The sequence below is a fragment of the Streptomyces sp. NPDC059696 genome, from assembly GCF_042733745.1.
Lineage (GTDB): Bacteria > Actinomycetota > Actinomycetes > Streptomycetales > Streptomycetaceae > Streptomyces.
The window spans coordinates 16,630-37,194 of record NZ_JBHWFG010000053.1; the positions used below are offsets into that span (position 1 = coordinate 16,630).

General features: G+C 72.7%; 16 protein-coding genes. 9 read left to right on the forward strand and 7 right to left on the reverse strand.

Annotated elements, in window-relative coordinates; genetic code table 11:
* Window positions 1–491 precede the first annotated feature (491 nt).
* Both ACFV20_RS34755 and ACFV20_RS34760 read left to right on the forward strand, forming a co-directional pair.
* On the forward strand, window positions 492–1,499 hold the full coding sequence (locus ACFV20_RS34755) for an amino acid ABC transporter permease (protein WP_385664586.1): 1,008 nt from the start codon (window positions 492–494) through the stop codon (window positions 1,497–1,499).
* Window positions 1,496–3,505, forward strand: coding sequence for an FAD/NAD(P)-binding protein (locus tag ACFV20_RS34760; RefSeq protein WP_385664588.1), 2,010 nt, complete (start codon window positions 1,496–1,498; stop codon window positions 3,503–3,505). The genes ACFV20_RS34755 and ACFV20_RS34760 overlap by 4 nt, the downstream gene beginning before the upstream one ends.
* Before the next feature lie 81 nt (window positions 3,506–3,586).
* On the opposite strand, the gene ACFV20_RS34765 is transcribed toward ACFV20_RS34760, so the two are convergent.
* Window positions 3,587–4,552, reverse strand: a complete 966-nt coding sequence (locus ACFV20_RS34765; protein WP_385664591.1) for a pirin family protein — start codon at window positions 4,550–4,552, stop codon at window positions 3,587–3,589.
* Window positions 4,553–4,674: 122 nt separating this feature from the next.
* On the opposite strand from ACFV20_RS34765, the gene ACFV20_RS34770 reads away from it, so the two are divergent.
* From ACFV20_RS34770 to ACFV20_RS34780, 3 genes are all read left to right on the forward strand, one after another.
* Window positions 4,675–5,157 (forward strand): MarR family winged helix-turn-helix transcriptional regulator, encoded by a 483-nt coding sequence (locus ACFV20_RS34770; RefSeq protein WP_385664594.1) that lies wholly within the window; start codon window positions 4,675–4,677, stop codon window positions 5,155–5,157.
* Window positions 5,154–5,597 carry a MarR family transcriptional regulator gene (locus ACFV20_RS34775; RefSeq protein ID WP_385664597.1) on the forward strand — a complete coding sequence of 148 codons (444 nt, stop codon included), beginning with the start codon at window positions 5,154–5,156 and terminating at the stop codon, window positions 5,595–5,597. The genes ACFV20_RS34770 and ACFV20_RS34775 overlap by 4 nt, the downstream gene beginning before the upstream one ends.
* Before the next feature lie 92 nt (window positions 5,598–5,689).
* Window positions 5,690–6,064 carry a tetratricopeptide repeat protein gene (locus ACFV20_RS34780; RefSeq protein WP_385664599.1) on the forward strand — a complete coding sequence of 125 codons (375 nt, stop codon included), beginning with the start codon at window positions 5,690–5,692 and terminating at the stop codon, window positions 6,062–6,064.
* Between the two features lie 66 nt (window positions 6,065–6,130).
* Here the strand turns inward: ACFV20_RS34780 and ACFV20_RS34785 are convergent, their stop codons facing one another.
* Window positions 6,131–7,534 (reverse strand): PepSY-associated TM helix domain-containing protein, encoded by a 1,404-nt coding sequence (locus ACFV20_RS34785; protein WP_385664602.1) that lies wholly within the window; start codon window positions 7,532–7,534, stop codon window positions 6,131–6,133.
* A gap of 154 nt (window positions 7,535–7,688) precedes the next feature.
* Here ACFV20_RS34785 and ACFV20_RS34790 point away from each other — a divergent pair, with 154 nt between their 5' ends.
* Window positions 7,689–8,333, forward strand: coding sequence for a peptide deformylase (locus tag ACFV20_RS34790; RefSeq protein ID WP_385664605.1), 645 nt, complete (start codon window positions 7,689–7,691; stop codon window positions 8,331–8,333).
* Between the two features lie 159 nt (window positions 8,334–8,492).
* Window positions 8,493–13,238 carry a caspase family protein gene (locus tag ACFV20_RS34795; protein ID WP_385664607.1) on the forward strand — a complete coding sequence of 1,582 codons (4,746 nt, stop codon included), beginning with the start codon at window positions 8,493–8,495 and terminating at the stop codon, window positions 13,236–13,238.
* Window positions 13,239–13,247: 9 nt separating this feature from the next.
* Here the strand turns inward: ACFV20_RS34795 and ACFV20_RS34800 are convergent, their stop codons facing one another.
* Window positions 13,248–14,675, reverse strand: coding sequence for a dihydrolipoyl dehydrogenase family protein (locus ACFV20_RS34800; RefSeq protein ID WP_385664609.1), 1,428 nt, complete (start codon window positions 14,673–14,675; stop codon window positions 13,248–13,250).
* Between the two features lie 120 nt (window positions 14,676–14,795).
* On the opposite strand from ACFV20_RS34800, the gene trxA reads away from it, so the two are divergent.
* Complete coding sequence (gene trxA / locus ACFV20_RS34805; RefSeq protein ID WP_385664612.1) at window positions 14,796–15,200, forward strand: thioredoxin; 405 nt, start codon at window positions 14,796–14,798, stop codon at window positions 15,198–15,200.
* A gap of 51 nt (window positions 15,201–15,251) precedes the next feature.
* Here the strand turns inward: trxA and ACFV20_RS34810 are convergent, their stop codons facing one another.
* The 3 genes from ACFV20_RS34810 to ACFV20_RS34820 form a co-directional block, all read right to left on the reverse strand.
* Window positions 15,252–16,688 (reverse strand): aldehyde dehydrogenase family protein, encoded by a 1,437-nt coding sequence (locus ACFV20_RS34810; protein ID WP_385664615.1) that lies wholly within the window; start codon window positions 16,686–16,688, stop codon window positions 15,252–15,254.
* A 249-nt stretch (window positions 16,689–16,937) separates the two neighbouring features.
* Window positions 16,938–17,975, reverse strand: a complete 1,038-nt coding sequence (locus tag ACFV20_RS34815; protein ID WP_385664618.1) for a LacI family DNA-binding transcriptional regulator — start codon at window positions 17,973–17,975, stop codon at window positions 16,938–16,940.
* 90 nt (window positions 17,976–18,065) lie between these two features.
* Window positions 18,066–18,737, reverse strand: a complete 672-nt coding sequence (locus tag ACFV20_RS34820) for a TetR/AcrR family transcriptional regulator (protein WP_385664620.1) — start codon at window positions 18,735–18,737, stop codon at window positions 18,066–18,068.
* Between the two features lie 129 nt (window positions 18,738–18,866).
* Here ACFV20_RS34820 and ACFV20_RS34825 point away from each other — a divergent pair, with 129 nt between their 5' ends.
* Complete coding sequence (locus tag ACFV20_RS34825) at window positions 18,867–19,430, forward strand: NAD(P)H-dependent oxidoreductase (protein ID WP_385664623.1); 564 nt, start codon at window positions 18,867–18,869, stop codon at window positions 19,428–19,430.
* 138 nt (window positions 19,431–19,568) lie between these two features.
* Here ACFV20_RS34825 and ACFV20_RS34830 read toward each other — a convergent pair.
* On the reverse strand, window positions 19,569–20,565 hold a 997-nt coding region (locus ACFV20_RS34830; RefSeq protein WP_385664626.1), incomplete at its 5' end, for an XdhC family protein.

A 20,565-nucleotide genomic window follows, 5' to 3' on the forward strand; every position in this document is an offset into this window, starting at 1 on the left:
ACGACGTCGAGCGTCGGAAAAAGCAGAGCTGCGGCAGCGCGCGTGAGGAGACAACTCGGCCCGCGACGGGGTCACCGAGGGAGGGAAGGGCCGGTCAGACGGCCCGCTGCCGAGTCAGGCGCAACACGCGGCGGACCACACTCGACCGAAGTCGATGTGACCGCGCGAGACCAAGCGCTGCTGGGCATTCATGCGACTAATTGAGCAGTACAACGTGGCGCTCGTCAAGCAGCGCCCGGATGCCGGACCGTGCGGGACGGGCGCCGCCCGGGGCGCTGTTGACACGGCGATCCCCTGGGCACATACGATCGACAGCGGAACGGCCCGCCCTGCCCGGCGGCCCTTCCGGCCGCGTTGAGGGACGCGGCGCATGTGACGACGCCGAACCCCGGCCGCACCGTACGCACGCAGCGCCGGTGCCGTTGCGCTCCCTGCGAGTGCCACCGGGTGGTCACCCACGCCTGCGATTCCCTCCCCCGGAGAGCCTCTCGATGGTCACGCCTTCCGAAGTCACGCCGGCCCCTGCGACGAACCCCCTGAAACGGGCGAGCGCGCCTGGCCCCGACCTCCCGCGGATCGTGCCGCGCCGGCACGTCGGCCGGTGGCTGACCGCCGCGGTCGCCCTGCTGCTCTTCGCTCTGACGCTCAACTCCGTCGTCCGCAACGACGCCTTCCAATGGAGCGTGGTGGGCCGGTACTTCACCAGTGCCGCCGTCCTCGACGGACTGCTGCTGTCCCTGTGGCTGACGGCTGTGGTGATGGTGCTCGGCTTCCTGCTCGGCACCGTGCTCGCGGTGATGCGGCTCTCCGCCAACCCCGTCCTGCGCACGCTCAGTTGGGGCTACGTGTGGATCTTCCGGTCCACGCCGCTACTGGTGCAGTTGCTGTTCTGGTTCAACATCGGCGCCCTGTATCCGACGCTGGGCCTCGGCATCCCGTTCGGCCCTCAGTTCCTCACCGTCAAGACGGTCGATCTGCTCGGCCCCACCCTGACCGCCGTCATCGGCCTGACCCTGCACGAGACCGCCTACGCCGCCGAGGTGGTGCGCGGCGGCATCCTCGCCGTGGACTCCGGGCAGACCGAGGCAGCCCATGCCCTCGGGCTGAGCAGAGGCCGCACCCTGCGCCGGATCGTCGTCCCCCAGGCGATGCGCTCCATCGTGCCCACGGCCGGGAACATGCTGATCGGCACTCTCAAGGGCACCAGCATCGTCAGCGTGCTGGCCGTGCACGACCTGCTGTACTCGGTGCAGCTCATCTACAACCAGACCTACCAGGTCATTCCCCTGCTGATGGTCGCCACCCTCTGGTACATCGCGGTCACCACAGTGCTCAGCGCCGGCCAGTTCTACGTCGAGCGGTACTACGCGCGCGGGGACTCCCACGCCCTGCCGCCGACCCCGCTGCGACGGCTGCACGGCCACCTGACCGCCGTGCGCCACCGGCTGAGCGCGGCCACGGCCGTCGACGCCCGCCCGGTGACCGGCGGTGACCGATGACCGGCACCCCTTCGCCGGCCGTCCTGGTCGTCGTCGGCGCGGGACCGCGCGCCACGGGCCTGCTGGAGCGCATCGCCGCCAACGCGCCCGAACTGTGGCACGGTGTGCGGGAGTTGTGCATCCACCTGGTGGACCCGCATCCGCCCGGCCCGGGACGTGTCTGGCGCCATGAGCAGTCGGCGCTGCTGCGGATGAACTCCATGGCCGAGGACGTCACCATGTTCACCGACGAGTCGTCCACCATCGAGGGCCCGGTGCGCCCGGGCCCCTCGCTCGCCGAGTGGGCCGCCCAGTTCTCCGGCCGGGGCCCGCGCCACGCCCCGTACGCCGAACCCACCGACCCTGACGTGCTCGCCGAACTGCGCAGGCTCGACGGGTCCGACTTCCCCACCCGCCGTGCCCAGAGCGCCTACCTGGACTGGGTGTTCCGCAGGGCGCTGGCCCAACTGCCGCCCACCGTCACGGTCGAGTGGCACCCCACCGCCGCGACCGCCGTCACCGGTCCCCCGGACGGCCCGCAGCAGGTGCACCTCGCCGACCGCGCCGCCCCGCTCACCGCCGACCTGGTCGTTCTCGCACAGGGACACCTCGGCTCCGCTCCCGCCGCCGAGTACCGCGAGCACGCCGCCTTCGCCCGCCGGCACGGCCGCTTCCACCTCCCGCCCGAGTTCTCCGCCGATGCCGACCTGTCCGGACTGCGACCCGGCGAACACGTCATCGTGCGCGGCTTCGGACTGGCCTTCATCGACCTGATGGCGCTGCTCACCGAGGGACGCGGCGGCACTTACCGCACCGAGGCCGACGGCACCCTCACCTACGTCCCGTCCGGCCGCGAGCCCGTCCTGCACGTCGGGTCGCGACGCGGGGTGCCGTACCACTCCAAGACGCGCTACCGCCTCCAGGGTCCCCGGCCTCCACTGCCGCGCCACTTCGGCCCCGAGGCGGTCGACGCGCTGCTCGCCGAGGGACGCCCACTGGACCTGCGGCGCGACGTGTGGCCGCTGATGGCCAAGGAGATCGGCTTCGGCCACTACCACGAGCTCTTCCACGCCCACCCCGAGCGCACGGCCCTCCCCTGGCCCGATTTCGTCGCCGTCTACGACCGCCTGGGCTGGTACGACGCCGAGATGGCGGCCCTCGTCGCCACGGCCGTACCCGACCCGGTGGACCGCCTGGACTTCGAGGTCCTGGACCGCCCGCTGGACGGCCTCACGTTCCCCACGCCGGAGGCCTTCCAGGACCACCTGAGCGACCACATCGCCCGGGACGTCGCCCGCCGCGAGGACCCGGCGTTCAGCGCCGATCTCGGGGCATTCCTCGCGCTGCTGTCGGTCTACGGGCAACTGCCCCGCCTGGTCGCGGCGGGACGGCTGACCGCGCGTTCCGTCGCCGAGCAACTCGACGGCTGGTGGCACGGCTTCTTCAGCTTCCTGGCCTCCGGCCCGCCCGGCTTCCGCCTGCGCCAGCTGCTGGCTCTGTCCCGGGCCGGAGTGGTCCGCTTCCTGGGCGCCGGCATCCGGATCGACACCGACGAGAGCACCGGCACCTTCACCGCGACCGGCCCCACCGTCCCGGGGCACACCCTCCACGCCACCGCCCTCGTCGAGGCGTATCTGCCGGGCCCCTCCCTGGACCGCACCGAGGACCCACTCCTGCGGGGCCTGTATCGAGAAGGCGCACTCGCCGAGGAGGTCATCGCCGACTCCACCCACACCCACCGCTCCGGCCTGCTCGCCGTCTCGCCCACGGACGGCCACGTCATCGACCCGTCCCTCGACAGCCCGCACCCCCGCCGTATCGCCCTCGGCGCCCCCACCAACAGCCGGGCCGTCGCCGCCTTCGCCCGCCCCCGCACCGACGCGCCGGCGTTCCGCCAGAACGACGCGGTCGCCCGCGCGCTCCTGCGTGCCCTGAGCGCCGCCGAGGCTGACACGGCTGCGTCCGAGCGCCAGGCCCTGATCCGGGGTGCGACTCGGTCGCCCGCCCGGTCGGAATCCCTCCGTTGACCACTCGGTCGCCGATGGCCACCCCACACCACTGGAGGAGGAACACGAGCCGTCGACGGAACGATCAGCCTTTTCCGCAGGTCAACGGGTTCTCCCTCTCGGCTTCAGAGGCGTCGGCGGCAGCGCAGGGGCCGGCAGGGGGTCCCCGTCATAGCCCTTCACCTCTCCGAATCTCGACCCTTCCATCCAGTCCCGGCGCGCCTGCTCGATCTCCCCCTGCGTCCGCCCGATCCAGTTCCAGAACATGATCAGTTCCTCCTCGAACGGTTCGCCGCCCAGGAGCATCAGGCTCGCGTCCGACTCCGCCCGCAGGGGCAGTTCACCGCGGCCGCAGCCGAGGTAGAGCATCGAGCCGGGCAGGACCGGGACGCCGTCGACATGGGCCTCGCCCGACATGGACAGGACGGCGTACTCGAAGTCCGGTTCGAGGGGCAGACGTACGTCGGTGCCTCGGGTCAGGGCCAGGTCGGCCCCGACGATCGGGGTGTACGCGGTGCCCGGTGAGGTCGCCCCGTCGAGATCGCCCAGGATCAGCGTGGCCGTGAGGCCGGGCGCCGTGACGACCGGCAGATCGGCGTGGTGTTCGAAGCGCGGGTCGGTGTGGCGGTGGCTGTCGGGGAGCGCGACCCACAGCTGCGCGCCGTGCAGGAAGCGGGCGTGCGAGCGCGGACTCTCCTCGGAGTGGCTGATGGCCCGGCCGGAGGTCATCAGTCCCAGTTCACGCGGGCGGATCGTCTGCAGGCTGCCGGTGGAGTCGCGGTGCAGCACCTCGCCCTCGTGCAGCCAGCTGACGGTCTGCAGCCCCATGTGGGGGTGCGGCGGAACCTGCATGCCGGGCTCGTCGGCGATGTCGTCGGGCCCGTAGTGGTCGACGAAGCACCAGGCTCCGACCATGCGGCGGCCGAGGTTGGGCAGCAGTCGGCGGACCTCGCTGGACTCGCCCAGTTTCACCCGACGGGGGCTGAGGAGTTCCCGCACCGGCTCCGCCACCACGAAGCCACGGCCGCCGCACAGGGAGGGGGCCGCCTCGCGCTCAAGATTGCTCATGGCGCCCAACCTAGTCCGGCGCGACGGTTCGCGTCAGCGGCACGTTCGGGCCGCTCAGCAGCCGCGGTGCCCGGTCTCCATTTTAGTAGCCATGAATATAATATCCATGTACGGTATTTGGCATGAGCGAAGGTTACGAGGGCGCGACGCCCGGGTTCCTGGTGTGGCGGCTGTCGATGAAATGGCGGGTCGCGGTGGACCGCGCGGTGGCCCCACTGGGGCTCACCCACGCGCAGTACTCCCTCGTCGCCTCGCTGCACGGCATGCAGCGCTCCGGCGAACGGCCCAGCCAGCGCCGGCTCGCCGACCGCACCGGGCTGGCACCGCTCTACGTGTCGAAGCTGGCCCGCGCCCTGGAGACCGCCGGCCTCCTGGACCGCACCCGGGACCCGCGCGACCCGCGCGCGGTGCAGCTCGCCCTCACCGAGCGGGGCACCGAGGTCACCCGGCGGGCGATCGAGGTCGTCCACGCCCTCCTCCAGCAGCTCCTCGACCCGCTCGGCGGCCTGGACAGCGCGCGCACCCGGGAGTTCGAGCGTGAGCTGACCGCCCTGCTCGACGCACCCCTCGACCCCTCCATCCGGAACGAGACGGAGCAGCCATGACCACCACGCCCCTCGCCGACCCCCGCGTCATCGCCCTGGCCCACTACGCCGGCCGCGCCCTCCTCGAGAAGGTGCTCGCCCGGCACGGCATCACCTTCCAGCAGTCCGTCACCCTCCGCCTCGCCGCCGTCGCCGACGGCCCGGTCGGGCGCGAGCAGCTCGTCGACGGTGTCACCGGCGCGCTGAAGATCGACGCGTCGCAGGTGCACGGCGTCCTCGACGAGCTGATCGCCGCGCGGTGGCTGGCCCCGGACGGAGCGTCTGATCTGCGGATCACCGACGCCGGGCGGGAGCTGTACGCCACGACCACCCGTGAGACGGCTCCCCTCACCGCCCGGGTCTACGACGGGATCCCGGCGGAGGACCTGGCCGTCACGGGCCGGGTGCTGAGCCTGATCACCGAGCGGGCCGGTGCCGAGCTGACCGCTCTGGCCAGGTAGGGCGTGCGGTACACCGCCGGCTCCGGTCGCCGCCCCGACGAGCGGAATAGGCGGCCGGCGGGCTCGGTTGACGGCCTCGAAGGAGGCACCGAGTGAACACGACCCACGACACGACGACGCAGGACACGACGTACTACGCCCACGGAACCCCGGCCGAGCGCTGGGAGCGTGCGCGGCTGTTCTTCGACGCCAAGGACTACGCCGCCGCCGCGCGCGTCCTGGTCGGGCTGGTCGAGGAGGTGCCCGAGCAGACCGGGCCCCGGCTGCTCCTGGCGCGTTCCTACTACCACTCGGCGCAACTGCGGCGCGCCGAGAACGAGTTGCGGGCGATCGTCGAGCGGGACCCGGTGGAGCACTACGCCCGGCTGATGCTCGGCCGTACCCTCCAGCGGCAGAACCGGCACGAGGAGGCGGAGTCGCACCTGCGGATCGCCTCGGCGCTCGCCGGTGACTTCGACCCGCGCTGACCCGCGCCTCGCCATGGAGATGCCCGGCTCCGTTCGGAGCCGGGCATCCGTGCGCCCTCGGGACCGCTACCGGGCCGGCGTGCCGTACGACCGCTTCCCCCGCCGGTGGGCGATCTCTCCCAGCAGGATGTCGACGGCGAGGAAGGCCGCCAGGGGGATGCCGAACAGGGGCAGGAAGTAGCCGAGCACGGCGATGCCCGCCAGCAGCGGTACGAGGATGTGCGGCGGTACCTGCTGCCAGGCGCCGCGCGGGACGGGACGACCGAAGGCGCTGCCCCGGCCGCGCTGCCACCACATGCGGTAGCCCCAGACGATCAGCAGGACGAGGGACAGCGCGAGCAGCATCAAGGCGATCTGGTTGGCCAGGCCGAACAGGACACCGGTGTGCAGGTCGATCCCCCAGCGGGTGAGCTTCGCGAGCACCGGGTGGTCGGCGAAGCGCACCACGTCGGTGACCTGCCCGTCGGCCGGGTCGATCGCGACGGCGTCCTGCTTGGTGGGCCAGCTGCGCTGCACCTGCTTGACGACGTACGCCGAGTTCGCGTCGGCGGGCGGCACGATCTCCACCGGGTCGCCCAGGCCCTCGGCCCGTGCGGCCGACAGGACCTTGTCCAGGCCCACTCCGTGCGCGGCGTCTCCCGCCTGCCCGGCGGCGGAGCCGTGGCCGGCGTGCTCGCCGCCGGCGGCCGCCGACACCGACGGTGTGGCCTGGCCGAGCGAGGTCCGCAGCTCGTCGATGGTGGCGCCCGCGTAGGCGGACCAGGTCAGGCCGGTCGCCGAGAGGAAGAAGAACCCGATCGCCGCCCACACGCCGACCGTGCCGTGCAGTCCGAGGGTGCGGCGCCGTCCCGTCGCCCCCCGTACCTTGCGCAGGGCCCGGCGGCGGGAGAACCACAGCACCAGTCCGCCCGCCGAGATCACCCACAGCCAGCTGGCGGCAAGTTCGGAGTACAGCCGGCCCGGCTCCCCGAGGTGCAGGTCACGGTGGAACTCGTCGATCCAGGTGCGCAGCGGCAGGGCCCCGGTTGAGCCGTACTGTTCGAGGGAGCCGCGTACCTTCGCGGTGTACGGGTCCACGAACACGGCGAGGGTGTGGCCCTCGTCGACGCCCGGGACGCCGGACAGCATCACCCGGGTCGTCGCGTCGGCCTCGGGCGAGGGACGCACGGCCGACACCGTGCCCTCGGGGTGGGCCTTGCGCGCGGCGGCGACCTGCTCACTGATCGGCAGCTTCCGCTCGCCCGCGGGGACGGTCATCTCATGGGCGTACACGAGCTTCTCGGCCGGGAAGGCGGCGGCGTAGAGCAGCCCGGTGACGGCGGCGACGAGGAGGAACGGCGCCACCAGCACCCCGGCGTAGAAGTGCAGGCGGAGGATCAGCGGGCGCAGGGGGGCCCAGCTGCTCCTCGACGGTGCCGGGGCGGGTGGTTGCGGGGCCTGGTCCGTGGTGGTCGAGGGAGCGGTGGTCATCGGCGGGCTTCTCCGGGGGACGTCTACTGGGCCGTCGCGGTGTCGACGGTGGCCGTTGCGGTGCAGTAGTCGGACCCGCGGGGCGTTCAGTTCCCGGGAGACACGTGTGACGTGCGTCACGCAGCGGCGGGGGGTGCCGTGCCATCCTGGCGCGATGGGAACTCCGGGCGATCGCGCACCCCTGGCCGAGCGGGTCGAGCAACTCCTCGACGGGGGACTCCCGTTGCCCATCGTCGCGGCGGGCGACCCGGTGCTGCGGCACGGCACCGTGCCGTACGACGGCCAGTTGGGGCCCGCCCTGCTGGACCGGTTCGTCGAGGCGCTGCGGGTCACCATGCGTGCGGCGCCCGGGGTCGGCCTGGCGGCGCCGCAGGTCGGAGTGGAGCTCAGGATCGCGGTGATCGAGGATCCCGCACCGGTGCCGGACGAGGTGCGTCTGGTGCGCGGGCGGGTACCGCAGCCGTTCCGCGTCCTGGTCAATCCCGCCTACCGGCCCGTCGGGGACGCGCGGGCCGCGTTCTTCGAGGGCTGCCTGAGCGTGCCGGGCTGGCAGGCGGTGGTGGCCCGGCCCGCCGAAGTCCGGTTGACCGGGCAGGACGAGCACGGGCGGACGCTGGACGAGGTGTTCACGGGCTGGCCGGCACGGATCGTGCAGCACGAGACGGACCACCTCGACGGCGTCCTGTACCTGGACCGCGCCGAGCCGCGTTCCCTGTCGTCCGACCGGGCGATGGCGGAGCGCTGGGCCCAGCCGGCCCCCGACGAGGCGGCACGCGCACTCGGCTTCGACCTGCCGTAGCCGCGACGAGGGCGCCGTGGACGCGCTGCGGCCGGACCGGGTGCTGCTGCCGCCGGAGGCGGAGGAGGACCTCCGGGACGAGGACCACCGGGACGAGGACCACCGGGAGTGGGTGGTGGCCGCGCACGCGTAACCTGGTTCCCTCACCGGGGAGGGGCGTTGGGCGAGGCCGGGGGCGGTTCGATGCGCTATGTCGTCGCGGCGGGCACACGGCACTACCGCGAAGGGCCCGAACTGCCCCTGGCGCACGAGGACGCCGACCGGGCGGCGGACCTCTTCGCGTCCATGGGCTATGAACGGGTCCTGACCGGTGTGTCGTACGACCCTCGGCCGGACGCGTTCGAGGACGCCCTGGCCGAGTGGTGCCGCACCGCGGATCTGACCGCCGACGACGTCGTGGTCCTGTACTACGCGGGACACGGGGACCGCTCCTCCACCGGTCAGTACCGGCTGGCCTGCGCGGACAGCGAGCAGCACCGGCCGCGCTCATGGCTGTCGCTGCGGAACCTGGCGGAGATCCTGGCCGACTCCCCCGTCCGGAACGTGCTGTTCGTGGTGGACGCCTGCCACGCGGCGGCCGCCGGCGCGGACATCGGCGGGGTCACGGACGCGATCGTGGCGAGCCGGGGACGAGCGGACTCCTTCGGCGCCGGCACCTGGCTGCTGGCGTCCGCACGCCATCGGGACCTGGCGGACGACGGCGCGTTCGTGGCCGAGTTGGCGAAGGCGTGCGAGCGGGGGGACGGGCCGTCGCAGCGCTACCTCGCGCCCGACACCCTGGCCGACCGGGTCAACCAGCGCTTGGCCGCGGCCGGTTCGCAGCAGCGGGCGGCATGCACATCGGTCGACCACTCGGAGCGGCCGCCGTTCTTCGTGAACCCTTGCTTCGATCCGTACGCCGAGATCACGGACGCCGGCGTGCGAGGGGACGCCTCGGATCTGTCGTCCCACTTCGAGCCGCGCGGGCGCGGTGTGGAGCATGTGCACGATCCCGGGTCGTACTTCACGGGGCGGGAGCGTGCGCTGGCCGAGGCGCGTGCGCATCTCTCGGGAGAGGGTGGCGAGGGCATTCTGGTCGTGACCGCCGACCCCGGTTCGGGAAAGTCGGCCGTGCTCGGCCGTCTGGTGCTGGAGAAGTGCGCGGACGCCTCGGTCAACGCGCACCACCAGACAATGGAGGCGCTGGTCGGACGGCTCGCGGCGGCAGCCGATGTCAGGGCCACCACTCCGGCGGCCCTGTGCGCGGCACTGGCCGATCGGCGGCAGTCTTCACGGGTGGTCGTCGACTCCCTCGACGAGGCGGGCGCCGGAGGAGACAAGGCGGAGGCCCGAAGGATCGCGTGGGAGCTGCTGCGCCCCCTCTCCAACGTGCCCTGCGTACGTCTCGTGGTGGGTTCACGCCGCGAGCTCCTGCCCTACCTCGGGGACCGAGTTCCGGTCATCGACCTGGACGATGACGCCTACGCCGAGGACACGGACACCGCCGCCTACGTGGCGAAGATCATCTCGGACCGGGGCGCTCCCTACGAGCGCAGTCCCGACCTGGCCCGTCGTGTCGCGGAGCAGGTCGCCCGCCGGGCCGGTCGCTGTTTCCTGGTCGCCCGTATGACCGCCAGCGCGCTGTTGCGCGGGCCCACCGTCGATGTGACGTCGGCGGGTTGGACGGACCAACTGCCCTCCGACGTCGGTGGCGCTTTCGAGGCCTACTTCCGGCGGCTGTCGCCGGAGCGGCACGATGCCACGATGGCGTTGCTCACCACCATCGCCTTCGGCGAGGGCAACGGCCTGCCCCGCAGGGTCTGGCTACGCGTCGCCGCGCAGCTCTCCGGCGTCGCACTCGGCGAGGCCGACATCGATGCGCTGCTGCAGGAGGACGGCTCCTACCTCGCCCAGGCCCGGATCGATGGAACGTGGTACTTCCGGCTCTACCACCAGGAGTTGACCGACCACATGAGGACCCGGGTGCTCAGGCACCGGGATCTCAGGGACGTGCAGGAGTGCTTCGTCGACACGCTGCTCGCCTTTGTCCCGGATCGCGACTGGTCCCGCGCCCTGCCGTACGTCCGGATCCATCTCGCCACCCACGCCGCCGGTGCGGGCGCGCTGGACGACTTGATCGAGGACGCGTCGTTCGTGGTGGCAGCCGAACCGGCCACGTTGCTGCCCGCGGTCCGGCATGCGCGGCGTCGGCCGACCTTGGCCATGGCCGTCGAACGCTGCGCCTACCTCCTGCTGGACGCGAAACCGGGCATGAGCGACCGGGCGGCCCTGCTCGCGTTCGTGGCAAAGGCGTACGGGCAGAACGGACTCGCCGATCAAGCCGAGCGGATCTCGGCCGTGCGGTCGATCTGCGTCGCACGGCGTGAGATCACCCCACACCGGATCGTCGGCCATCACGAGGGCGACGCATACGCGGTGCGGTCGATGAACCCGCACTGGCTCATCAGGGACCTCGTCCTTCCCGGCGTCGGCCGAGCCGTGCTCGCCGCTCCCCCGCGCGCGTCCCGCGCGCATGTCTGGCTGATCGACGACCCCTCGCAGTCCGCGGTGCTGCCGCATCCGGCCGACGTCGCCGGCCTGGTGCTGCTCCCCCGCGGCCCGGAGCTCCCTGCCACGGCCGTCACACTCGACACCGAGGGCACGCTGCGCCTGTGGGACGTGCGGGATCAGACGCTCACCGGGCAGGTGTCAGGCACGGGTTACACCATGCTTCTCGACGCCGGAGTGCTGTCCGATGGCACACCGGTCCTTGTGTGCGGCGACTCCGAGCGCGTGACGGTTCTCTCGCTGCTCAGTCGGGAGCCGCTGCTCGAGGAACCATGCGTGACGCGCCGGGTCCACCGCTGGAACGACGGGCCGGGGGCGTCCGCCTGCCTGGGCCTCGACCGGAACGGGCGTGGCCTCATGCTGCTCTGCGACGGTGTGCGGGGCCGGGTCTCCCTCCACCCGCTGGAAGGACAGAGCGAGGTGGTGACCGTCCTCGAAGGCGCCGTGCGGCCCGAACTGGCCGATCACATCCGTGGCGATCGGGGGACCATTGCCGCGATCTGCGAGCCACGGAACAGGCTGACTCTGCTGAACCTGGCCTCTCGGGAGACGGTTTCGGTGGCGTACGACGGATTCGATCACGAGTGGGGGCACTTCGCGCATGACAGCGCTTCGGCTCCGGTGTTCCTGGCACGGGAAGGCGACACGATCCTCGTTCTGCGCCCGGACGAAGCGCCGTTGCGGACCTCCGTAGCGGACAAGGGGATCGAGCAGGCGAGTCTCGTGGCTCCCTTGGTCCGCGGTGACCGCGTCCTCGCTGTCGCGGTCGGCTTTTACATGGATCCGACCTTGGTCGACTGCCACACCGGCGACGCCCTCGGCGTACGTCTGCTCGGGCATGAGGGCGCGGTCTGCGCGGTGCGGCTACTCGACGCGCTCGGTGGCGGTGACCCCGAAGTGCTCACCATAGGCAACGACGGGACCGCCAGGCTCTGGCAGTTGGACGCCTTCCACGAGCCGGGCGAAGGTGGCGGGTGTGCCGTGGCCGTCCGGCGGTTCGACGCGTCGGAGGAGACCGAGACGCTGATCCCGTGGACACGCGATCCCGCCGCGGTCATGGCGGTGACCGACCACAGCCGGGTTCATCGGGTGGCACCACGCCTGCCCGACTCCGCGGCAGCCGGTCCCCGTAGCTCCCTTCTCCCGGACGTGACCCTGGGCTGCCCGCCCGCACCAGAGGACCGGGCCGAGGACCCCGACGGCACTCTCAACCTTCTGTCGTGGCAGTACACGGGCCACATCGCACCCCCTCGCTTCTCCAGCCTGCCTGGGTGGTCGTCCTCCGTCCCGGCATGCCACTGCGTTTGGCACCGGCTGCGGCCAGACGCCTCCCCCGCCCACACGTCGCTCACCTGGCTACACGGCGATCGAGAGCGAGTACGCGCCCATCTCCTGCCGCCGACCCACTCACAGCCGTACACCCGTCTCGTCGGGTTCGACGCGCTCCTCGGTCGCGCCGTCCTGCTGGACACGCCCGAGGACGCACCGCAGTGGGCGGGGATGCCCTGGTCCCTGGACCCCGGTGACGACATGGTCTGCTCCACCGCGTTCACCACGCTCGCCGGTGAAGCGGTGCTGATGGCCGGTATCCGCAGGACCCGGGGGCTGGAGAGCAGTGTGGGCGGCCGCTCGCCCCGCACGTGGGATCCGGCGACCCAGCGGCTCGTTGATGTGGCACCGGTGCCTGCCGGTGCCGCCACGGGCAGTTGTCTGTGGAACCTGTCCACCGGCACCCCGTACAGGGACATCGGCACCGGCTCCGAACTGCTCGATGACGTGCGGATTCTGGTGCCTCATCATGACAGGGCGGGAACGCGCTGGGTGGCGCAGCGCGGGTTCGATGGTGCGGTCTCAGTGATCGACCTGGCCCTGGGAGGCTCATACACGGTCTGCCCGCCTCCCCGGTTTCCCGATCGGAGCCACCCCTTCGTCAGCGGCGCGCTCGGTGGGCAGGCGTCCACGCCCTGCTGGGTCGAGACGGGTGCGGGATCTCCTCTCCTGCTGTGCCTCGCTCCCGAGGTCTACGGTGCCTCGTCCGTCGTGCCCGTCGTGGTCTGGGACCCCAGCGCCCCGGGCAGTCCGCGTCGGCTGCCGGTGGAGGCGTCCCGGATTCTGTGGACGGGTCCTGCTCCCAGCGGAGAGACCTTGGTGGCCCTGAACGACACGCACGGCGTGATCCTTTGCCACCTGCCCAGCGGCGAGGAGGTCTGGTCGATGCCCCTGCCGGCGCGGGTCACCTCGCTCGCCGCCCTGCCCGGCAGCCCCCACCTCGACCTCGCCGTCGGTACCCAGCAGGGCGTCGTCTTCCTGCGGCCGAGGCTGTCCCGCGGGTGGCGGGACCGCCTCGGGGTGGGCTGAGGGGGAGCCTCACGCGTCCCGGTACGCCTCCAGCAGCCGCAGCCACACCTCGCTGATCGTCGGGTAGGACGGGACGGCGTGCCACAGGCGGCTGATCGGGACGTGGCCGGCGACGGCGACCGTCGCGGAGTGGATGAGCTCGCCGACGCCGGGGCCGACGAGGGTGACGCCGCGCAGGATCTCGTCCTCGAGGTCGACGATCATGCGGGCGCGGCCCTGGTAGCCGTCGGCGTACAGGCCCGCGCCGGAGACGGTGGACAGGTCCACGTCGACGGCCTTCACCCGGTGACCCGCCTGTTCCGCCTCGGCCAGGGACAGGCCCACGGCCGCGGCTTCCGGGTCGGTGAAGACGACCTGGGGGACGGCGGTGTGGTCCGCGGTCGCGGCGTGGGCGCCCCAGGGCTCGGCGAGGAGGGTCTCGCCGGCGGCCCGCGCAGCGATGGCGGCACCCGCGACGCGGGCCTGGTACTTGCCCTGGTGGGTGAGGAGGGCCCGGTGGTTGACGTCGCCGACCGCGTACAGCCAGTCGTGCCCTGTCACGCGGAGGCTGTCGTCGACCGGCAGCCAGGAGCCGGGGTCGAGGCCGATCGTCTCCAGGCCGATGTCGTCGGTGCGCGGGGCGCGGCCGGTGGCGAAGAGGATCTCGTCGGCCTCGACGCGGTCGCCCGTGTCGGTCACGGCGACGACGGTGCCGTTCTCCCGGGTGACGGACTCCACCGAGACGCCGGTGCGGACGTCCGCTCCGGCCTCCGTGAGCGCCTCGGCGATCAGTTCTCCGGCGAAGGGCTCCATCCGCGGGAGCAGGCCCTTGCCGCGGACCAGCAGGGTGACCCGCGAGCCCAGGGCCTGCCAGACGGTGGCCATCTCGGTGGCGACCACTCCGCCGCCGACGACGATCAGCCGGCCGGGCACCGATGTCGAGCTGGTGGCCTCCCGGCTGGTCCACGGCTTGACGGTGTCCAGCCCGGGCAGGCCGGGCAGGGCGGCGCGGCTTCCGGTGCAGACGGCGACGGCGTGCCGGGCGGTCAGGACGCGCTCACCGCCGGGGCCGGTGACCGTCACCTCGCGGGGTCCGCTGAGGCGCCCGTGGCCCCGGTGCAGATCGGCGCCGATGGAGTCGAGCCACCGGACCTGGCCGTCGTCCTTCCAGCCCGAGGTGTAGTAGTCCCGGTGGGCGAGGACCGCGGCGGCGTCGAGGGGGCCCTGCACGGACTGGCGCAGGCCAGGCACGCGGCGGGCGTCCGCGCGGGCGATCACCGGCCGCAGCAGGGCCTTGCTGGGCATGCACGCCCAGTAGGAGCACTCGCCGCCGACCAGTTCGCTCTCCACGACCGCGGTGGTCAGTCCGGCCGCGCGGGTGCGGTCGGCGACGTTCTCCCCCACGGGCCCGGCCCCGAGCACCACGACGTCGTACGTGTTGGTTTCCGTTTCCGTCATGGGGTCAGTCTGGTGGGTGGTGTGCGCCCTGGCCACATGGGTAGGGGCGCGGAATACGTGTCCGGTCGGCCGTGTTGTGCCGACGGCTTGACCCCCACACCAGGAAGAGGGATGTACGCCATGAGCAGCACCGTGGAGCTCACCAAGGAGAACTTCGACCAGATGGTCACGGACAACGAGTTCGTCCTGATCGACTTCTGGGCGGACTGGTGCGGGCCGTGCAAGCAGTTCGCCCCGGTGTACGAGAAGGCGGCCGGGGAGAACCCGGACCTGGTGTTCGGCAAGGTGGACACCGAGGCGCAGCCCGAGCTGGCCGCGGCCTTCGGTATCCAGTCGATCCCCACGCTGATGATCGTCCGTGACCAGGTCGCGGTGTTCGCCCAGCCCGGTGCCCTGCCCGAGGCCGCCCTGACGGACGTCATCGGACAGGCCCGCAACCTCGACATGGACGAGGTCCGCAAGGCGGTCGCCGAGCAGCAGGCCCAGCAGGAGGCCCAGCAGGAGGCCCAGCAGCAGGCCGAGTGACCCGGCCCGGGGCCCGGACGGCCGGGCCCTGGGGCAAGGGGGGCGGAGCTCCTAGAACGGGTAGGGAGCGACGTCTCCGCGTACCGTCGTCCAGCGCAATTCGGTGAAGGCCTCCAGATTGGCCTCACCTCCGAAACGGGCGCCGGTGCCGGAGGCGGCGACCCCGCCGAAGGGTGCCACGGCCTCGTCGTTCACGGTCTGGTCGTTGATGTGGACGATGCCGGTCGGGATGCGCTCGGCGAGGTCGAGGCCGCGGGCCGGGTCCCTGGTGACGATGCCCAGGGAGAGGCCGTAGGGGCTCTGCGCGGCCAGGGCCGCCGCCTCGTCGGCGGTGGTGAAGGAGCGGACGGGCGCCACCGGGCCGAAGACCTCCTCCGTGTAGGCGGGGGTGCGGTCGTCGACGTGGGCGAGGACGGTCGGCCGGTAGAAGAGCCTGTCGTGGGTGCCGCCGGCGGCGAGCTTGGCGCCCGCGGCCGTGCTGGCGTCGACCAGGCCGCTGATCTTGGAGAGCTGACCGGAGTCGATGATGGGGCCGAGGTGGACCTGGTCCCGGTACGGGTCGCCGACGGCGAGCGAGTCGGCCTTGGCGGCCAGCCGTTCGACGTACTCGTCGTAGAGGGACGCGTGCACCAGATGGCGTCCGGTGGTCATGCAGATCTGGCCCTGGTGGAAGAACGAGCCCCAGGCCGCCGTGGAGATCACCGCGTCGAGGTCGGCGTCCTCCAGCACGATCATGGCCGAGTTGCCGCCCAGTTCCAGGTGGGCCCGCTTGAGGTGACGGCCCGCGGCCTCGCCGACGGCCCGTCCGGCGGCGGTGGAGCCGGTGAAGGAGATGACCGGCACGCGCGGGTCGGCGACCAGGGCCTGCCCGGCGTCCGGCCCGCCGGGCAGGACGTGCAGCAGGTCCTCCGGCAGGCCCGCGGCGGCGAAGACCGCGGCGAGGGCCAGCCCTCCGCAGACGGCGGTGCGCGGGTCCGGCTTGAGCAGGACCGCGTTGCCCAGCGCCAGGGCCGGTGCGACGGAGCGGATGGACAGGATCAGCGGCGCGTTGAACGGCGAGATCACACCGACCACACCGGCCGGGACGCGGCGCGTGTACGACAGGCGCGGCGCCTCGCTGGGCAGGACCTGCCCGGCCGGGCGGGAGGCGAGGGCGGCGGCCTCGTAGCACTCCTGGGCGGCGACGTGCAGTTCGAAGTCGGCCTTGCCGGGGACGGACCCCGATTCACGGACGAGCCATGCGCGCAGTTCGTCGGCGTGTGCGGTGAACAGGTCGCCGGCCTTGCGGAGGACGGCGGCGCGAGCGAAGTGCGGGGTGCGGGCCCATGCGGTTTGGGCGGCGGCGGCCCGTCCGGCGGCGGCCTCGACGTCCTGGGGGCCGGCGAGGGTGAGGGGGCCGAGGGCTTGGCCGGTGGCTGGCTCGGTGACGGTGTACCCGGGCCCCGTGAGGGTGCGGGGCTGCCAGGTCCTCGTGTCGAGCAACGGCATGACGGCTCTCCGATCGATCGGTCACCGGCTGACGGGCGATGCGTAACTCCCGTACGTGCGCGGCCGGTTCGGCGGTCACATGGCGGAACGCGCCGTGCGGGCGCGGCGGTGTGGGCCGCCGCCCGCACGGGGACACGTCCCCGTTTTGTTGAGCATGCAACATCCTAGCCGTGCCGCATCCGCGGACCGGGCCGTCCGCCCCGCGTCACCGTGTCTACCGTCGTCCGCGGCGTCACGCATCTGTGACGGTCAGCTGGACTCGCGGTGCAGCACCGTCGCCCCCAGCACCTTGTGCGCCTCCGGCTCGACGGCGGGCCTGCGCACCGCGCGGTCGACCAGCTCGGCCAGTTCCCGACCGGAGGGCAGCCGCAGCCGGACCGTGCTGAGCCGGGGCCGCAGCAGCCGACCCAGCATCAGGTCGTCGGCGCCGATCACGGCCGTCTCCTCGGGGATGCGGATGCCCTCGTCCAGCAGGGCCCGCATCAGCAGCATCGCGTACTCGTCGTTGTAGGTGAAGACCGCGTCCAGGCCCAGGGTGCGCCAGCGGGCGGCGAGCCGCGCCGCCTCCTGTTCGTCGTAGGCGAGGGGCAGTTCGGTCACCGTGGCGTCCGTGCCGCGCACCGACTGGCGCACGCCGTCGAGGCGCGGTGCGGAGAACGCCTCCAGGCCGGGCTCCTGCGGGACGACGACGCCGATCCGGCGCCGGCCGCGGTCGTAGAGGTGGGCGCCCGCGCTGTGGCCGACGACGTCGTGGTCCATGAGCAGCGCGTGCGCGCCCTCGATGGTCTCCGGTCCGAGCGTGACCACGGCCCGTGCGCCGGAGCGCTTGAGCACCGCCACGCCGCGCGGGCCGAGCCCGGAGCCGGGTACGAGCACGGCCACCGGCCGCAACTCGGCCCAGGCGCGGGCGGCTTCGTCACCGTGCGGGCCGCCGGTGCCGTGCTGCACGACCGTGTAGTCCAGGGCGGCGAGCGAGGCCTGGAGGTCGGTGAGGAACCGGCTGTAGAGGGGGCCGACGGGGAAGGTCGGCGCGGGGATGAGCACCATGCGGCTGTGCCCGGCGCGCAGGCTGCGGGCCGCCGCGTGGGGGACGTAGCCGAGTTCCCTCGCGGCCTCGCGCACGCGGCGTCGGGTGGGTTCGCTGATCCGTACGGCGCTGGTGTTGTTGAGGACGTAGGAGACGGTCGCGCGCGAGACGCCGGCCAGGCGGGCCACATCGGCGCTCGTGGGCACGGAGCGCGACGGTGCGGGGGACGGGGGCGCGGGCGTTTTCGGTATCTGCACCATGACGTACGGCATCTTGGCAGAAGCCCCAAGACCCCCTCACGGCGGGGGAGTTGTGAGCATCCCGTGAGCGCTCACGGGGTACGGTGGCGCTCAGGGGCAGGTGGTGCCCGCGCCCGCCACCCGGTCGACGAGGTCGATCCACGCGGCCTCCAGCCGGGCCAGGGGGATCCCGCACTGCCGGGTCAGATGGTGGATCAGGGCGGGGTCGAGCTGGCCCATCAGCGCGTGGGAGAGGAGATCGCAGTCCGCCTCGGGGACGGCCTGACGCAGCAACACCTCGATGTGGTGCCGCAGGACGCGGCGGGCGGGAGTGACGAAGCGGCGGCCGGCAGCGGGCTCGGCCGCCAGCTGGAGCTCCAGGTCGTCGGCGGAGCGGGCCAGCATCGCGCAGCCGAACGCCCGCAGTCGTTCCACGGGCGGCGCTCCGGGTCCGAGCGGCGGCGGACCGGTGAGGAAGGCGGCCTGGAACTTCTTCTCGGAGTGGTCGAGCAGGGCCGTCAGCAGGCCGGTGCGGTCGCCGAACCTGCGGAAGACGGTGCCCTTGCCGACACAGGCCTCGGCGGCCACGGCCTCCATCGTGACGGCCTCCGCGCCGCGCTCCGCCACCAGGCGTCCGGCGGCCTCCAGCAGCCGGGCACGGTTGCGCGCGGCGTCGGCACGCAGGCAGGGCTCGTCGGCCCCCAGAGCGGGGCCGAGCTGGAGCAGCTCAGGGTGGTCGACGGGCTCCTCGGGCATCGGAACGGGGGGCGGGACGGCGGACATGAAGCCAGCGTAAAGCATCGGGAACAAAACTGGACCGCGGTCCGTTTAGGGTGCTAGAACATTCAACGGACCCCGGTCCGGATAGTCAGCAGCGATATTCAGAGCATTGCCTCAGATGTGGGAGTCAGCATGTCCGTTCGTATCCTCGCCCTCGTCGGCAGCCTCCGTGCCGGTTCGCACAACCGCCAGCTGGCCGAGGCGGCCGTGAAGCTCGCCCCCGAAGGTGCCGAGGTCAACCTCTTCGAGGGCCTGGCCGAGATCCCCTTCTACAACGAGGACATCGACGTCGAGGGCAGCGTCCCGGCCGCCGCCGCGCGGCTGCGCGAGGCCGCGAACGCCGCCGACGGCCTGATCCTGTTCACCCCCGAGTACAACGGCACCATCCCGGCCGTCCTGAAGAACGCCATCGACTGGCTGTCCCGCCCGTACGGCGCCGGCGCCCTCAACGGCAAGCCCGTCGCCGTGGTCGGCACGGCGTTCGGCCAGTACGGCGGTGTCTGGGCGCACGACGAGACCCGCAAGTCGGTCGGTGTCGCCGGCGGCAAGGTCCTGGAGGACGTCAAGCTGTCGATCCCCGGCTCGATGACCCGTTTCGCCGAGACGCACCCGGCCGACGACGCCGAGGTCGCCGAGCAGCTGACCGAGGTCATCGCCCGTCTGCACGGTCACGCCTCGGAGCCCGCCGCGGCCTGACGCACACCTCACGCCCGCACAGGGGCCCGGGGCCGGACCACGGCCCCGGGCCCCTCGCGCGTCCGCGGCAGCCAGGCCCTGCTGTCGCCGCGTCGGGCGGGCCGGGTCCGCGGGATCGGCGGGCCCGACCGGGTGATCTCAGGCCGGCTGCGGCGCGCGGTCGCGCCGGTGGATCGGGGCGGCCGAACCGGTGAGGGGGGCTCCCGTGCCGCCGTGCCGTGCCGCGACGATCTCCGCGGCGATCGACACGGCGGTCTCCTCGGGCGTACGGGCCCCCAGGTCGAGGCCGATCGGAGACCTGAGCCGGTTCAGCTCCCGCTCGCCCAGCCCCGCCTCCCGCAGCCGCCGCTCGCGGTCCGCGTGGGTGCGGCGGGAGCCCATCGCGCCGATGTAGGCCGCAGGCAGCCGCAGCGCCTCCGTGAGCAGCGGGATGTCGAACTTCGCGTCATGGGTGAGCACGCACAGCACCGTGCGCCCGTCGGTCGCCGTGCGCCGCAGGTAGCGGTCGGGCCAGTCGACGACGATCTCGTCGGCCTCCGGGAAGCGGTCCCGGGTCGCGAAGACGGGGCGGGCGTCGCACACGGTCACGTGATAGCCGAGGAACTTCCCCGCCCGCACCAGCGCCGCCGCGAAGTCGATGGCACCGAAGACGATCATGCGCGGCGGCGGGGCGGCCGACTCGACGAGCAGCGTGAGACCACCGGGGCAGTGTGACCCGTCCTCGGTGAGGTCCACGGTGCCGGTGCGTCCGCCGGCGAGCAGGGCACCGGCCCGGTCGAGAGCGGTGCGGTCCAGGCCGGGGGCGCCGCCGAGGCCGCCTTCGCAGGAGCCGTCGGGGCGGACCAGCAGGGCCCGGCCGAGGAGGCCGGACGGGCCGCGGACCACCCGGGCCAGGGCCACGGGTTCCCGCCGGGCGGCGGCTGCCAGGGCGGCCGCCTCGGCCGCCCTGGCGCCCGTGAACGGGGTGACCATGACGTCGATCGTCCCGCCGCAGGTCAGCCCCACCGCGAACGCGTCCTCGTCGCTGTAGCCGAACCGTTCGAGAACCGTCTCGCCGTCCTGGAGGGCCTGGAGGCACAGGTCGTACACCGCTCCCTCCACGCATCCCCCGGAGACCGAGCCGACGGCCGTGCCG

Coding starts and splice junctions, on each gene's coding strand:
- ACFV20_RS34760 (WP_385664588.1), top strand. CDS start 1,496: ATGACCGGCACCCCTTCGCCGGCCGTCCTGGTCGTCGTCGGCGCGGGA.
- ACFV20_RS34825 (WP_385664623.1), top strand. CDS start 18,867: ATGTCCGTTCGTATCCTCGCCCTCGTCGGCAGCCTCCGTGCCGGTTCG.
- trxA (WP_385664612.1), top strand. CDS start 14,796: ATGAGCAGCACCGTGGAGCTCACCAAGGAGAACTTCGACCAGATGGTC.
- ACFV20_RS34790 (WP_385664605.1), top strand. CDS start 7,689: ATGGGAACTCCGGGCGATCGCGCACCCCTGGCCGAGCGGGTCGAGCAA.
- ACFV20_RS34810 (WP_385664615.1), bottom strand. CDS start 16,688: ATGCCGTTGCTCGACACGAGGACCTGGCAGCCCCGCACCCTCACGGGG.
- ACFV20_RS34815 (WP_385664618.1), bottom strand. CDS start 17,975: ATGGTGCAGATACCGAAAACGCCCGCGCCCCCGTCCCCCGCACCGTCG.
- ACFV20_RS34770 (WP_385664594.1), top strand. CDS start 4,675: ATGAGCGAAGGTTACGAGGGCGCGACGCCCGGGTTCCTGGTGTGGCGG.
- ACFV20_RS34785 (WP_385664602.1), bottom strand. CDS start 7,534: ATGACCACCGCTCCCTCGACCACCACGGACCAGGCCCCGCAACCACCC.
- ACFV20_RS34765 (WP_385664591.1), bottom strand. CDS start 4,552: ATGAGCAATCTTGAGCGCGAGGCGGCCCCCTCCCTGTGCGGCGGCCGT.
- ACFV20_RS34820 (WP_385664620.1), bottom strand. CDS start 18,737: ATGTCCGCCGTCCCGCCCCCCGTTCCGATGCCCGAGGAGCCCGTCGAC.
- ACFV20_RS34775 (WP_385664597.1), top strand. CDS start 5,154: ATGACCACCACGCCCCTCGCCGACCCCCGCGTCATCGCCCTGGCCCAC.
- ACFV20_RS34755 (WP_385664586.1), top strand. CDS start 492: ATGGTCACGCCTTCCGAAGTCACGCCGGCCCCTGCGACGAACCCCCTG.
- ACFV20_RS34800 (WP_385664609.1), bottom strand. CDS start 14,675: ATGACGGAAACGGAAACCAACACGTACGACGTCGTGGTGCTCGGGGCC.